The sequence below is a fragment of the Pseudomonas sp. NFIX28 genome, assembly GCF_900107395.1.
In the GTDB taxonomy this organism is placed as follows: Bacteria; Pseudomonadota; Gammaproteobacteria; order Pseudomonadales; family Pseudomonadaceae; genus Aquipseudomonas.
Genome location: NZ_FNPW01000001.1, coordinates 178,010 through 190,058, shown reverse-complemented (window position 1 = coordinate 190,058; position 12,049 = coordinate 178,010). Strand labels below are relative to the sequence as shown.

The window sequence follows — 12,049 nt, the reverse complement described above, 5'->3', positions numbered from 1 at the left end:
CTATCTCAACTTGCGGGAGCGCCGAGTGTAACGCCTGCTCGGGTGAACATGTCAGGCTCGATCTCTTTGAGTTGGGCCAGGGTCAGTGGCCTGAACGATTTGTCGAGCTGCAGTTTGGCGAACTTCTCGGGCGTCAGGCCGCCGTTCCGGAACAGCTTACCCCTTACCGGGCCCAGCGCATGATCCTGGAAGCTTGCCGGCTGGGTCGCCAGCCACTCGTAATAGTTCAGGCTGGCGTCCACCTGGGCCCCGCCGTTGTCGCCCACCGAGGCGCGCGTGGCGTCCTTGGCGAACATCTCCGATAGTCTGGTGGTCGGCACCGTAGTGGAGCGGCAGTTGATGTGCGCCGGTGGCAACGGCCCCTTGCCCAAGTCGAAGCGCATCCCGTCCAGGCCCTTGCATTGCTGCGAGGTCTTGCGGTCGAGTGTCGACACCCAGCGATAGCCCAGCACCACGTCGCTGTTGGCTTTCAGCGTCTCCATTCGTGCCGTCGTGGCCACGTGCTGGATTGCCGTCTGCACCACGGATGCAGCATTGCGATTGCTCACCGCCAAGACGCCGTCCGTGAAGTTCTGAGCTGCGGTGCCGCGAATCGCTTGAATGATCTGGGCATTGGTCTGGCCCTGGCCGAAGCCGAGTCTGATGGTGTTCGTCACACGCATCGTCTCTGTGCGCGTCCAGCCGCTGACGAAACTCTTCAGCAGCTTGCCGCCGTCGATGCCTTTCACTTGCAGCGGATAGGAAAACACCGCCGCGCGGATCACGGTATTGCTCGGCACCACCGCGTCGATGGAGAGCGCATTGCTCAGGCTGTTGGCCTCGAAGGTCGACTCGTACAGCGCGATGTCGACCAGATCAGCCTGCACCAGATCGCCATAGGCCTTGTAGATCTCCAGCAGCTTGCCGTCCACTCGAGCCAGAAACTGCTCAAGACGGTCCCGGCTGTAGGTCGTCAGCTCCTTGCGGGTCAACTGCTCCCGCACTAGCGTGTCGATCTGGCGCAGGTACTTTTCGAACTTTTTGACCTCGCCGGCCTTAAGTCGCTCAAGCATTACCGAGTGACGGGTCGTCTGCTCCAGCAGCTGGCTGTCCGCCTGCGCCTGGTTTGTCGTTGACATCTTCTTTATCCAAGTTGATGCCGGCCGACTCGCGCTCATCGCTGATCAGGTCGGCTTCATCTTCATATGGGCGATCCGGCAGCTTGCCGGTGGTGAGGTACTGCCAGTAGGTGTCGGCGCTGATCGTTCCGGACATCACACCTTTCAGCAGCTCGGCGAGCACCTGGGCGTCGACCACCGGGGTCACGAACTCAGGGTTCACCTTGAACTTGACCTGCTTGGGGTCGTAGCCCTTCCACTCGGCTGCATATCGCAGCCCCTGCTCCACCGCCTCTGCCACCGTGACGACGATGCTGTGCAGCGTGGCGTGCTGGTCGTTCTGGCGTGTCTTGCGCGCCTCGCCTGACTCAATGCCACCCACATCCATGACCTTGGCGCCGGCTTCAAGCGCGGCATTCTTCTGGTCATCCATGGCCTTGCGGACGGCTTCGATGCCGGCCCCCTGGAACTCCAGATAACCACACTCGCCGTTCGGGCCAAGATCCCAAGCAGCAGATGGCCCGGTCACGCTGAGCTCTACAGAGTCATCGAGGCCGGACACCCACGGCTGAGGATGACTGGTCTGGTGCAGCGCGGTGAAGTAGTCAGCGCTCAGCTGGTAGGACTTCAACGCGGCGCGCGCCATGGTCAGCAGTGGTACCTCGTCGACGTCCGGCGAGTTGTCGGTCGAGCCACAGTAGATCACTGGCAGGTAGGGCAGGCCTTTGACCAAGCGGTCGTCCGTACCGGTGGTGCCTAACGGTTTTTCGTTCCCGACCAGCTCCCCGCCTTCGTTCCGCACAGCGGTATGGCAGACGCTGTCCTGCATGAAGAACTCACGGAACACCGTGTCGCAGTCATGGCTGTATCGGTCGCCGCCCTTCTTGCGGAACTCACGGAACACCGAGAGGACCAGGTCCTGCCGGCCGCCTTGATCAGCGGTGTCCCAGTTGATGGCGTTGCGCGTGGCATACGTCGAGAAGTACGGCTCGCCGCGCTCATCGATGTTCACCACCAGCGGCACCCGGCCGTGCGAGATAGCCTGGCGCACCATGCGGAAGAACAGTTGCTTCAGGCCGAAGCCGTCCGATGTGGCGTTGTCCTCCAGCCCTTTCAGGCCGCCGGGCAGTTCGATCTCCGGGATCAACCGAGACACCAAGCCCATCATCGAACGCAGCGAGTCGCGCACCCAGTGCTCGTACTGAGCCCGGTTCGTGTAATTCTCGTAGAGGTATTTGTTGCCGGCGCCGTCGATCTTTTCAGCTTCGACCATACCGCTCGGCTTGGGCAGATTACGTTCGTTGCGCTTCACGGCGCACTCACCTTCGAGCGCGTCGTCCATCATCTCCCACTCGGCGATGTGCACGTCGTAGTCCGGATTTGTCGATTGCACTGGCATCAGGCCAAGCCTCCTATTCGGCGTGTTCCGCCTGTGCGTTTGCGTCGGCCCATCGAGACGGCGAAGTAGCGGAAGGCGTCCGCGCCGTGCGATGACCAGTCATGAAGTGGTTTGTCTTTCCAGCAGCCCCGCTTGTCGTCCCACTCCTTTCGATAGTTCTCCAGACAGGAGATACCCAGCTCGCACTTGGACTCATCGAAGGCGCAGGCCGGAAGGATCTCCCGCACCTGCTCAATGCCTTCGTCGATGCCAAGCTTCGGAACAACGCTGAACTTGAGGCTGTATTTTTGCCCATCGATTTCGTAACCCTCACGGGCCAGTTCGCGGCGGGTCTTGCCGTCGCTACCAAATTCGCGGTTGTCGATGTCGTGCGGGCCCCAGTGATCGCCATACGTGTATTTGCGATCCTTGAGCACCTTCATGTAGTGCCGCAGGCCTTCGCCGCTGTTCTCGTAGAAGTCGATGACGTGGTATTCCTCGCCGACGATCCGAACGAACCAGATGGTCGTGGAGTCGCCGACGCCGATATCCCAAATCGTGTGGACCGGCAGATGACTGTTGTCCGGTAGCGGGCCGATCTTCTGCGCGCTGTACAGCTTCGTGAACTGCTTCGCGTAGTAGGCGCCCTCAATCGACTGCTGAAAGGCTTCCGCCGGCAGAGAAGGGTATTCCCGCTTCATATCGTCGCCGAGGGTCTTCTCCTTGGCGGCGTACCAGGCGCGCTGGCCCGGGTTGGTGTCAATGCCATGCTTGGCGAATAGCTCGTAGAAATAGTCGGTCAGGCGCTGCGGGATGACCGCCTCAGCCGGATCGAGCCAGTAGGCCTTGTTCTTCCACCAGCTGAAGAAGAAGAACTTCCAGTCCAGCTTACCGAGCGGCGTACCGGACAGCAGCTGCTTCTCGGCGCTCTGTGAGTAATCGAAGAAGTAACCGGCCCGGCCCTCAGCCGTGGACTCGATTGTGACAAAGCACTCAGTGGCCACCGCCTCGAAGGCGCCAGTGACAATCTCACGCGCCTTGTGGGGGAACTTGGCGCAGATCTTCCCGAACTCGGAGACGTGCAGATAGCGCAGCGTGCCACCCCGGAACGAGGTGGATACATAAAGCGAACCGCCCTTGCTGAACACCAGCTCGCCGGCGGCATCGTTCCTGGCCGGGTTGGCGGCACGGATCTCGGCCGGCAGGTTGTCGTAGGCATACTTCACCTTCTCCCGGAACAGGCGCTTGGCGTCGTTCAGGGTATGGGCAATCAATGCGCACTTGGCCGACTCGAACAGCGCAGCGTCCAGCTGGATGATGCAGCACTCGGTGGTGAAGCCGAGCTGGCGAGCCTTCAGGATAATGTTCCTGGTGTGCATCCCCTCGAAATATTCGATCTGCTCGTCCGTCATCCGGAAGCGGATCTTCTTACCCTGCTTGTCGGTGATGAAGTAGAGATTATTGAGCCGGAATCTCTTGTCTCTCAGTAGTTTCAGGTGTTCTGGCTTCATTGGCGGCCTTTGAGCATTCGCGCTCTAACATTCTTCGCGACCTGCCGGTTCGCCGCTCAATTTCGCGGTAGCTCAAGCCTGCGGCACGCATCTCCAGCCACCCGCCGAGCTCATCGGCAATGAACTCGGTTCTCACGGCCACTGATCTAGTATTGCCGGCAATCGAAGGAGCTCTCCCTTTGAGCGCTTTGCTGATGTTCTCTCTCGTTGAATTTTTGACCGCCGGCATCTTCCTACCGGTCAGGATTATCGAATGCTGAGTCCTTTGCTCGTCCGTCCAAGCCCTTGGCTTTTTGGTGCCAGAGGCGACAGCCGCAAGCAAGGAGGCTGATCGACGCGCTCTCTCATCAGCGTCCTGTATACGACCAGTGTTGGCAATCCTCGCGCAGTGAACTGAATCACTGACGTCTGCGCTGTTGAGGCAATCGCCTTCGGCACGCCAGATGTGGAACTGTTCTCGTGGGAGCAGCATATTCAGGTCTTCGACTGTTTCGACGACGGAGAATGAAAGCGCATCCTCGCCGTACTTGTTGAAGCACCGCTGCAACCGCTTCGAGTGGTGCTTTCCTGCTCGCAGATGATGCAAATGCTCAAGCCGGCGCTGATTTGGCCTACGGGACGTCGAACCGACATAGCGCTTACCGTTTCCAGCGCACTCGATGACGTAGATAACTCCGGGCTTCATGATCAGGCTTCCTTCGACAATTCATCCATCAGCTTGGACAGCTCGTCCGCGTCGTCCGTCTTCTCCTTCTCATCCAGACCGAAAGCCTGGCGTTCGAGCACCTGCAGGTTCTTCATGGCAGACGAAAGCTGGAACAGGGTCTTGGCATTGCTCGGCAAGCCGACCGCAGCGAGCATCGAGCCGCGGCGCATGCTGTTGGTGTCCTCCGCCGTCTCGTCGACAATCGCGTCTTCGATCTCTTCGCGCTTCTGAATGGTCATCAGCAGATCATCCATCAGCAGGTTCGCAAGGTTCGTGGCCTTGCGAATGTCTCGGCGATGGCTGCGAACAACCGTCGCGCCCTCTTCTGCCGCTTCCTCGATGATCTCCGCGTCATGCTCAGGGTTCGCACATTGCTCATCGCGAACCTCACCGCGAACCAGCTTATTGCGAACCTCTTTACGCACCTGCTCGGAAAGGTCGCGATTCCACCCAGAGGCCTTGGCCTTCTTGCGGATCGCGGTGTCGCTGATGCCGTTACGCTCAGCAATGGTTCTTATGGAAAGCGCACCAGCCCGGTAGGCTCGTTCGATCGCCTCCCAGTCGGGTTGCTTGGTTGTCATAAATTGTCTCAGGCACTTGATTGGTAGAGCACGTGACTCCATTAGTAATGGCGCAGTACCCAATTAACCGTTTTAAGGAAAGAAGATGTCTATCGAAGCGATCTCGAAAGTTGGTGAAAACTCCTACCGCCAATTGATTCCCGCAGCGCAGCGTGCTGTCGCCGTTGGTGCAGCCTTGGAGCTGATTCAAAGCCGTATCGGCACAGCTATCGCCGGAACCAGTCTTGAAACTGAAATGGGCAAGCTGTCGCAGTATGCTGACAAGATCCAAGCTGCTCTTAAAACGGCAGATTGATGCATCCGTGCCGCACTCACCTGCGGCACACCTACTACACATATAAATGGAAGCCCAAATGGAACTTGACCAAAATGAGGCCCAGGCCATTGTTTCCGAGCTGAAAAGATGGCATGACGAAGCTCGTAGCCTAGTCAACGATGCTGCCGACAAATCAAGACTCTCCTCGAACAGCATTGACCTCTTGAAGGCCCGACTCACCAAGCTGAAGGGTGAGATTAAGGATGCTGCCAAGTACGAAACACTGTCGCGCCGTAAAACACCAAAGACTGATCTTGAGCAGTTCTTCTTTGGCCCAGCCGTCAGGAGCACTTCCGCGAACTTCCGAATGCGAACCGACACAAGCCCACATAGCCAATCCTGGGTCAGAGGACTATATGAGGTTGAGCTCGAGCTCTCTTACGCACTGCATAACCTTGAGGCTTACCTCAAAAAGAATTCATAAACTAAGCGTCGCGACACAATTTGCTGATTCGCGAAACGTGTCGCGACTTACGCTGCAAGCTGCAGCTGCTTGTTGAACAGCTCGCGGATCTCGCCAAGCCTGGCCATAACCAGCGGCTCGTCCTTCAAGTGGATCAAGTGCGCCATCTGGTGGACGATCCCCTCATCCGACAGGACAACGCTCGACGGCAGCTCCTTGAACCAGCACACGAACACTGCGAAGTGCAGGGCCGCGGGAAGCTCCTTCAGGAAGCGCTTGTCGGTCATCTGGGTGAAGCGGGCGCGCTCCTCGCGCAGCTCTTGGTAGCTGGCCGCGTACTGGTTGTTGCCGATCAGGTACTCCACTGCTCTACCCCTTCACCTCGAACACATGCCCGCGGCGGGCCCAGGCATACGCCACGACACCACCATGCAGCATTACGCCTAAGGGGTTAACCCATTGACCTTGCATGGTCGTCACGAACGAACCGAACGCGCCGATGGCCACCAGGTAGAAGGCGATGCTTAGCAGGGGCTGGTCGATCGGGCGAACACGGCGTAGGTAGTCACAGGCTGCCAGGGCGACCAGGATGCACAGAACCGCATCGGTCACGCTGAGCGCCGATACAAGGATACTGTTCATGTCAGGCACCTCGCGTCGCAGGGAACGACCCGATGACCTTCTTGATGGCCGGGATGATGTTCATCGCGGTCAGGCCCAGCACGAACGCCACCCCGCACAAGAGGTTGTCATCCACCACAAGGCTCAGCTTTGTAGCGAGCCATGCGGTAACGGGCTGGGTCAGGTACACCGAGAAAAAGAAGCCAGTAGCCACAGCCGCGGCCGCCTGGCCCCGAGTCAGGTCCTTCAGAAAACCGAGGGACAGTATCGAGCCAATGAATGCAGCCATGACCACGCCGTACTTAACCAGCAGCACGCTGGCGGCAGTGCTCGTTGGTTCTGCCATTGGGTGTCTCCATGGGGATTAAAAAGGGCCTGCGTTGGCCCGGGCATTGCCCAAAACAAAAAAGCCCCGCTCAGTGCGGGGCCTGTGAATGTGATAAACCGCGGTACAGGATGCCGCCCGGCCTGAGCTCGGCGCGAAGAACGTCGCGGACCTGATCGGCGATTGCTGGGCCCTTGCCGATCTCGTTCAACAGGTCCTTGCCGAGCGATGTTTCGCTGATCGTGCTGGCCATGGCGTCGAGCATTGAGGTCGCGCTTCCAGCCTTCGGCGCATCGCCAGGTTGTGGACCATTCCCAACATAGCCGCCGACCGCATAGCGATCAGCGTCCACCAGGAATTGCGACTCAAGGCCAACGCCGACGCCAGTGGCGACGTACTTGCCATTCAGCGGCTCCATCTTCACCTGCCAGTTGGCATCGAGCTTGGCCTGCCTGATGTAGGTCACGCCATCGACGATGATGAAGGGCTTGGGCGACTTTTCGCTCGCTTCAGGCTCCGGCTCGTCGAGTTTTCCGAGGATGACCGGATATTTCCAGCCATACAGCTCAATCTTGCCCCGGCTCATCCGCCAGCCTGATACACCTTCAACGAAGTCATCACTCTGCATTGCTATGCTCCAGAAACGAAAAAGCCCCAGCGAATGCTGAGGCCCTGAATAGGTACGTCGCAGATTTCCTGCGGGCAAGAAAAACCCCGCTCTGGGCGGGGCATCAAAGGAGCGCACGGGTCAATCCGCATCAAACTCCTCCCGAAGTGAATCTAGGAGGTCGTGCCCTGCCCATGTGAGCTGCACCGTTGCCGGCTCGTGAGCTGTAATTTCTGTCTTGGCAAGATAGCCGCCTTGAACTAACAGCTGAAGGTGGTAATTGTCGGCACCAGACCACACAAACTCTGTCCGCTCAATTTCTGAGCGCATGGCTGGCAAAGACAACCCACCTAAATCACCGTGGAGCTCTACCATCTGTAGTAAAGCGAATGCTTTGCGCTTGCTTCTGACCATAGCCAACCTCCTCAATGAGGATAGCAATGTGCCGTCATCTCGGAAAACACGCAACAAAAAGCCCGACACAATGGCCGGGCTTTCGAAGGAGTTTGCGCTGGAGCCACGTTGCGCAATGTAGAAAAATTACCTTAAAAACCCCAACATGTCAACTAATTACGCTGCACTTTCTTCTCTTTCCGCGTAAATAACCTGCCAAATAGGCTGTTGAGCCTGATCATCCACTTCCTTGATGGCCGCACGAAGGAAGTCCCATATCGCCTTCCAGTCCCGATCCCAGACCTTGGGCTCGATGGCGATGCCGTAGAGCTTCATCATCCCCTCAGCCACCCGCGCAGGCCCCCATGGGTTTCCGCCGTTCGCCTCGGCCTTGTAGGACTGCAAAGCGCAGGTGACCAGGCAATGGACCTTCGCGGCCTTGGCGTCGGTCAGCGCCGAAAAGTCAGTGTCGGCCCAGATCAGCTTCTCAGCGTTGAGCATGTGCACCACGGTCATGCATGGGTGGTACAGGTAGTGCCCAAACTGCTGCACCTGGAAAGGAAGCGTGTCGATGGCGCGCAGGACTTTCCCGATGGTGGCCAGGTGCGCGGCACGGGCCGTGGACCGACCAATCGGCGTGCGGCGCGTTTCGCTAATGCTGATCCGCTGCCCAGGCACGGAAAAGCGCGCCGCCTCCTCGCCCTTCTCGCTACCAAGCGCCGGGAATTTGGCCTCGCGCTTACTGATGCGCCCGCCCGTCTTCACGGGTGCCGCTTCCGCCCGTTCAATTGCCACAGCGCTGATCGACGTGTTCGATTCATGCTGGGCCTCAGTCCATACTTGTCTTGCATTGATCAGCTTCATGCTGCTGTCCTCTTCAGTTCTCGGGTCTTGGCCCGGTATTCGGTAGTGATCGCCTTGAGTTCATCCACGGTGTACTTGCGCGGCTCGTGGTCGGCCTCGAGCGCCTCGACCGCCTCAAGGCCAATACGGGCAATCAGGCCCTCCCTGAAACCCTGAGATACAGTCAGCCCCTTGCGTGCGTACTTGTAGGAGCCGGCATTACAGCTTTTGCACTGAAGCCATATGTTGTTCGGCTCCAGGCGGAGCTCTGGCCGGGCGCCTTTGCCGAGGAAATGGCCGGCGTCCCAGGCCCCGCCAGTCTTCCAGCCCTGGGCAGCCTGCACTTCCTCTTGCGTCTTCCCGCAGCTGATGCAGCCGCTGCCGATCCACAGCTCGAAAGTGCGCCGGCAATCCCGCACCGCCTTCTCTGCGTCCTGGACGTGATCGCCGCGGCTCTTCAGCTTCTCCTTGCGGTCCTTGATCTCGCGGCGACCTACATCCGCTAAGGCTTTCTTGGCGCGCGCCTGGCCCTTCTCGGACTGCCCGTAAGCGATGGCGCATTCGATCTCCCCGCACACGGCTTGCGAGGTTCGAGCAGGCACGAACATCACGCGGCATGAAGGACAGCGCTTACGGCGCGGTCCACCTGACTTGAGCGGGGTTTTGCGCTGTAGTGGGGTGCGCTTCATGCCGCCACCTCGCTCAGCAGGTCACTGAACACCACGCCATGGCCGGTGAAGTACGCAGCCATGCGATCGGTGTACTGGATGCCCTGGGCGCGATTGAACAGGCTGGTCACCGGGAAACCATCCGGGCCAAACAACTTGCACCCACCCATCATTGAGAGCTTCGTCTCGTAGGGAAGATGGCGCATGACCCGGTACCACTCAGCCTGAAACCCGGCATCCTCGTTCAGTAGGATCTGAACGCCGAAGTGAAGCTTGCAGTACCGGCGCGCGTCGCCTGCATCGCCGATCTGGGTCATCTCGGCGATGCGCCTGTACATCGCGAACCATAGGGCGTTCTGGTCCAGCGTGCGGTCCTTCCCCGGGCGCAGGGAGACAACCACGAACTTCTTCTCCCGGAACATGGTGGTCAGGCAGGTGATGGCTTCGGAGAGCTTGGCCTGGCAGTTGACGCTGATCTTGTCGGTCATGGCTGCTCTCCCTTGCCCATGGCGGCACGACCCGCGATGTATTCAGGAAGGCTCCGGCAGCCATCGTCGGCTTCGTAGAGCGAAAGCAAGTCGCCAAGCGCGGTGCGCAGCGTCTCGTTCTCGGCCTTGAGCTGATCCTCGCGAGCAATTGCGTCCCTTAGCAGCGTCTTCGAGCTGTCACCCTCGACCTCCAGCCTGTCGTTCTCCGCGATCAGCAGCAGCGCCACCTCCTCCACCGTCTTGTCGCCCAGGATTTCATCCAGCGCCGTAGTGTGACGCTGCAGGTCGCCATCGTCAGCCTTCCATGAGGCCACTACAGACCACAGCAGCGATTTAAGTTTTGTCTTGTCGATGTTCATTGCGCCGCCCTCATCGCTTCCAATTCCTTGGCCTGCTGAACCAGCATCGCCCGGCGATCAGCCAGTTCATTGGCCGCTTCAATCCGCATTTCGTCCTTCCTTTTGGCTGATGCTGACTGCATCTCCAGCATTGATGTCTTCACCGCAGCGAGCTTTGCGCGCAGCTTTGGCGATGGCCTGGCCACCTCCCCCGTGAGCAGCGCCACGACTGCCCGGCCGTCTTCGGTAACTGGCGTGACGCTCAGGTCGGCCAGGTACAACCGCCCGCGCTCCTGCGGGATACGTTTCATCTCCACGGCCTTGGTAACCGCCTGGATGCGGCGGCTGGCGTCGAAGCCCACAGAGACGTGCCAGTTAACCGGCTTGGCGTCTTCCCGGGCCTGGCCAACGAATCGCTCGTAGGCGCTGATGAAAGCCATCCGGGCACCGACCTTGTCGCCGGCGTCCAGTACAGGCTTCGCCGCGGCCAGGGCCAGCTGGATCTCGTCAGTCAGCACCACGGTTTCAAATTCATCGTTAGTGTTCATGGCGATGGCCCAGGCCTCGTCTTTTCCCGGGCGGCCGTCGGCGGCCTGGACGCGCTGCAGGATGGCAGCCAGAGTCAACTTGCCGACCAGCTCCCGGCGACATGCCTTCAGCGCACCGGCCACAACCTCGGCCGGATACTCGGCCAGGTCACCCGCCATCATCTCGGCTGCATCGGCGGTCAGGGACTGCCCCAGCACCTCGGCAGTCGCAGTGATTGCCAATGCCAGCCGCGCTACCTGTTCCGGCGCCATGCGTTCAGAGGAATTCATTTGGCTGCCCCCCTGCTCGCTGGATGATGCGATTGGCAGCGTCCTGGCCCGCGGTGAGGTTCGCTTGCTTGCGCTCGATTTGCTGGGCAGTGGTCGAGTTCATGCGGCGGTTGGTGGCCCACTGGGTGTGGTAGCCCTCGGCCTTGGCCAGCAGGTCGCCGATGCTGTGGCAACCGTTGATCAGTCGCGAGTCGTCGATGGTCAGGTAGTACGCGGCGACGTGGTGGGCAACGTCGATGCCGAGGCGATCAATGAGCTTTCCGATCTGGCCACCGACCGTTCCGTTCCACACCGGCCAGGTGCTGTAGCGCTTGCGGTAGGCCATGGCGTAGTTCGCCCAGGTCTTGAAGGTCTTGCAGGCCTGGTCTTTCGGCCCTGGCATGTCGGCCGGAATCTCGCACCGTGGTTGCTGGGGAGCGAATGCAACGATTTGCCCCGTCGCGACCTTGGCGGCAGCCTGGGGCGTAGAACTGATACTGGTACCCTGATTGGTATCCTGATGATTGGTATCCTGATTTGTCGGATTTTTTTCCGACCCTCGCTCGGATTTTCTTCCGATCTTGCTCGGAGATTTTTCCGAGGTAGATCGGATTTTCTTCCGACCTTTGTTTTCTGGCGGGGTCGGATATTTTTCCGACCCATCAAGCTTCTGGTTCCACTCGACGGCCTTCTCGGTCAGCCGGAAAAGCGTGATGTTCGAAGTACTGGAAAGCTCAATTAAGCCGGCCTCGTCCAGGACCTTCAGCATGCGATAGGCAGTGTCCGGCTTGTCAGTGAGAAGCGGCAGCTCCTCGACGATCTTGGCCTTGCTCAGCGCGAAGAAGATCCCATCGTCGGTCTTAACCGGCTTGGTCCAGCTCGGGCAGCCGTAGATGAAGGCGAACAGCAGGGCCTGCTGAGAATTCAGCCCCCACTCGAGCGCCTTCACCTGGTTGATCGTGATGGTGAATTGCATT

General features: G+C 59.4%; 18 protein-coding genes. 2 read left to right on the top strand and 16 right to left on the bottom strand.

Annotated features, from left to right (window positions below; all coding sequences use genetic code 11):
• Positions 1-5: 5 nt before the first annotated feature.
• From BLV20_RS00870 to BLV20_RS00855, 5 genes are read right to left on the bottom strand one after another with little or no spacing between them, the layout of a single operon-like run.
• Positions 6-1,118, bottom strand: coding sequence for a minor capsid protein (locus BLV20_RS00870; RefSeq protein WP_175540114.1), 1,113 nt, complete (start codon positions 1,116-1,118; stop codon positions 6-8).
• Entirely contained in the window at positions 1,045-2,496 is a 1,452-nt protein-coding gene (locus BLV20_RS00865) for a DUF4055 domain-containing protein (RefSeq protein ID WP_092295614.1), read from the bottom strand. Before BLV20_RS00865 ends, BLV20_RS00870 begins: the two co-directional genes overlap by 74 nt.
• Positions 2,496-3,986, bottom strand: coding sequence for a terminase large subunit (locus tag BLV20_RS00860; protein WP_092295610.1), 1,491 nt, complete (start codon positions 3,984-3,986; stop codon positions 2,496-2,498). Before BLV20_RS00860 ends, BLV20_RS00865 begins: the two co-directional genes overlap by 1 nt.
• Positions 3,934-4,671 carry a GIY-YIG nuclease family protein gene (locus BLV20_RS30735; protein WP_139192648.1) on the bottom strand — a complete coding sequence of 246 codons (738 nt, stop codon included), beginning with the start codon at positions 4,669-4,671 and terminating at the stop codon, positions 3,934-3,936. Before BLV20_RS30735 ends, BLV20_RS00860 begins: the two co-directional genes overlap by 53 nt.
• Before the next feature lie 2 nt (positions 4,672-4,673).
• Positions 4,674-5,273: a hypothetical protein gene (locus BLV20_RS00855; protein WP_092295607.1), complete on the bottom strand. Its 600-nt coding sequence runs from the start codon at positions 5,271-5,273 to the stop codon at positions 4,674-4,676.
• A gap of 85 nt (positions 5,274-5,358) precedes the next feature.
• Between BLV20_RS00855 and BLV20_RS00850 the strand changes: the two genes are divergently transcribed.
• Together BLV20_RS00850 and BLV20_RS00845 are read left to right on the top strand one after the other, a co-directional pair.
• Positions 5,359-5,568 (top strand): hypothetical protein, encoded by a 210-nt coding sequence (locus BLV20_RS00850; protein ID WP_092295604.1) that lies wholly within the window; start codon positions 5,359-5,361, stop codon positions 5,566-5,568.
• 58 nt (positions 5,569-5,626) lie between these two features.
• Positions 5,627-6,013, top strand: a complete 387-nt coding sequence (locus BLV20_RS00845; RefSeq protein WP_092295601.1) for a hypothetical protein — start codon at positions 5,627-5,629, stop codon at positions 6,011-6,013.
• Between the two features lie 47 nt (positions 6,014-6,060).
• Here the strand turns inward: BLV20_RS00845 and BLV20_RS00840 are convergent, their stop codons facing one another.
• The 11 genes from BLV20_RS00840 to BLV20_RS00790 form a co-directional block, all read right to left on the bottom strand.
• Positions 6,061-6,357, bottom strand: coding sequence for a hypothetical protein (locus BLV20_RS00840; protein ID WP_092295598.1), 297 nt, complete (start codon positions 6,355-6,357; stop codon positions 6,061-6,063).
• 4 nt (positions 6,358-6,361) lie between these two features.
• Positions 6,362-6,634, bottom strand: coding sequence for a hypothetical protein (locus BLV20_RS00835; protein WP_092295595.1), 273 nt, complete (start codon positions 6,632-6,634; stop codon positions 6,362-6,364).
• A 1-nt stretch (position 6,635) separates the two neighbouring features.
• The gene (locus tag BLV20_RS00830) at positions 6,636-6,959 is read right to left on the bottom strand and encodes a hypothetical protein (RefSeq protein WP_009048032.1); all 324 of its coding nucleotides are present in this window, start codon (positions 6,957-6,959) and stop codon (positions 6,636-6,638) included.
• 70 nt (positions 6,960-7,029) lie between these two features.
• Complete coding sequence (locus BLV20_RS00825) at positions 7,030-7,566, bottom strand: hypothetical protein (protein WP_092295592.1); 537 nt, start codon at positions 7,564-7,566, stop codon at positions 7,030-7,032.
• A gap of 120 nt (positions 7,567-7,686) precedes the next feature.
• Positions 7,687-7,959 (bottom strand): hypothetical protein, encoded by a 273-nt coding sequence (locus tag BLV20_RS00820; protein WP_092295589.1) that lies wholly within the window; start codon positions 7,957-7,959, stop codon positions 7,687-7,689.
• A gap of 156 nt (positions 7,960-8,115) precedes the next feature.
• Positions 8,116-8,802 (bottom strand): hypothetical protein, encoded by a 687-nt coding sequence (locus BLV20_RS00815; protein WP_092295586.1) that lies wholly within the window; start codon positions 8,800-8,802, stop codon positions 8,116-8,118.
• Positions 8,799-9,470 (bottom strand): recombination protein NinG, encoded by a 672-nt coding sequence (locus BLV20_RS00810; protein WP_092295583.1) that lies wholly within the window; start codon positions 9,468-9,470, stop codon positions 8,799-8,801. The genes BLV20_RS00815 and BLV20_RS00810 overlap by 4 nt, the downstream gene beginning before the upstream one ends.
• The gene (locus BLV20_RS00805; protein WP_092295580.1) at positions 9,467-9,937 is read right to left on the bottom strand and encodes a hypothetical protein; all 471 of its coding nucleotides are present in this window, start codon (positions 9,935-9,937) and stop codon (positions 9,467-9,469) included. The genes BLV20_RS00810 and BLV20_RS00805 overlap by 4 nt, the downstream gene beginning before the upstream one ends.
• Positions 9,934-10,296: a hypothetical protein gene (locus tag BLV20_RS00800; protein WP_092295577.1), complete on the bottom strand. Its 363-nt coding sequence runs from the start codon at positions 10,294-10,296 to the stop codon at positions 9,934-9,936. The genes BLV20_RS00805 and BLV20_RS00800 overlap by 4 nt, the downstream gene beginning before the upstream one ends.
• A complete protein-coding gene (locus BLV20_RS00795) occupies positions 10,293-11,093 on the bottom strand; it encodes a hypothetical protein (RefSeq protein ID WP_092295574.1) in 801 nt (266 codons plus the stop codon). Before BLV20_RS00795 ends, BLV20_RS00800 begins: the two co-directional genes overlap by 4 nt.
• On the bottom strand, positions 11,080-12,048 hold the full coding sequence (locus tag BLV20_RS00790) for a phage replication protein (protein ID WP_092295571.1): 969 nt from the start codon (positions 12,046-12,048) through the stop codon (positions 11,080-11,082). The genes BLV20_RS00795 and BLV20_RS00790 overlap by 14 nt, the downstream gene beginning before the upstream one ends.
• Position 12,049: the final 1 nt, after the last annotated feature.

What these genes read in the sequence shown, in the direction of transcription:
- BLV20_RS00870 (WP_175540114.1), bottom strand. Translation starts at nt 1,118, where the DNA reads ATGTCAACGACAAACCAGGCGCAGGCGGACAGCCAGCTGCTGGAGCAG.
- BLV20_RS00865 (WP_092295614.1), bottom strand. Translation starts at nt 2,496, where the DNA reads ATGCCAGTGCAATCGACAAATCCGGACTACGACGTGCACATCGCCGAG.
- BLV20_RS00860 (WP_092295610.1), bottom strand. Translation starts at nt 3,986, where the DNA reads ATGAAGCCAGAACACCTGAAACTACTGAGAGACAAGAGATTCCGGCTC.
- BLV20_RS30735 (WP_139192648.1), bottom strand. Translation starts at nt 4,671, where the DNA reads ATGAAGCCCGGAGTTATCTACGTCATCGAGTGCGCTGGAAACGGTAAG.
- BLV20_RS00855 (WP_092295607.1), bottom strand. Translation starts at nt 5,273, where the DNA reads ATGACAACCAAGCAACCCGACTGGGAGGCGATCGAACGAGCCTACCGG.
- BLV20_RS00850 (WP_092295604.1), top strand. Translation starts at nt 5,359, where the DNA reads ATGTCTATCGAAGCGATCTCGAAAGTTGGTGAAAACTCCTACCGCCAA.
- BLV20_RS00845 (WP_092295601.1), top strand. Translation starts at nt 5,627, where the DNA reads ATGGAACTTGACCAAAATGAGGCCCAGGCCATTGTTTCCGAGCTGAAA.
- BLV20_RS00835 (WP_092295595.1), bottom strand. Translation starts at nt 6,634, where the DNA reads ATGAACAGTATCCTTGTATCGGCGCTCAGCGTGACCGATGCGGTTCTG.
- BLV20_RS00830 (WP_009048032.1), bottom strand. Translation starts at nt 6,959, where the DNA reads ATGGCAGAACCAACGAGCACTGCCGCCAGCGTGCTGCTGGTTAAGTAC.
- BLV20_RS00825 (WP_092295592.1), bottom strand. Translation starts at nt 7,566, where the DNA reads ATGCAGAGTGATGACTTCGTTGAAGGTGTATCAGGCTGGCGGATGAGC.
- BLV20_RS00820 (WP_092295589.1), bottom strand. Translation starts at nt 7,959, where the DNA reads ATGGTCAGAAGCAAGCGCAAAGCATTCGCTTTACTACAGATGGTAGAG.
- BLV20_RS00815 (WP_092295586.1), bottom strand. Translation starts at nt 8,802, where the DNA reads ATGAAGCTGATCAATGCAAGACAAGTATGGACTGAGGCCCAGCATGAA.
- BLV20_RS00810 (WP_092295583.1), bottom strand. Translation starts at nt 9,470, where the DNA reads ATGAAGCGCACCCCACTACAGCGCAAAACCCCGCTCAAGTCAGGTGGA.
- BLV20_RS00805 (WP_092295580.1), bottom strand. Translation starts at nt 9,937, where the DNA reads ATGACCGACAAGATCAGCGTCAACTGCCAGGCCAAGCTCTCCGAAGCC.
- BLV20_RS00800 (WP_092295577.1), bottom strand. Translation starts at nt 10,296, where the DNA reads ATGAACATCGACAAGACAAAACTTAAATCGCTGCTGTGGTCTGTAGTG.
- BLV20_RS00795 (WP_092295574.1), bottom strand. Translation starts at nt 11,093, where the DNA reads ATGAATTCCTCTGAACGCATGGCGCCGGAACAGGTAGCGCGGCTGGCA.
- BLV20_RS00790 (WP_092295571.1), bottom strand. Translation starts at nt 12,048, where the DNA reads ATGCAATTCACCATCACGATCAACCAGGTGAAGGCGCTCGAGTGGGGG.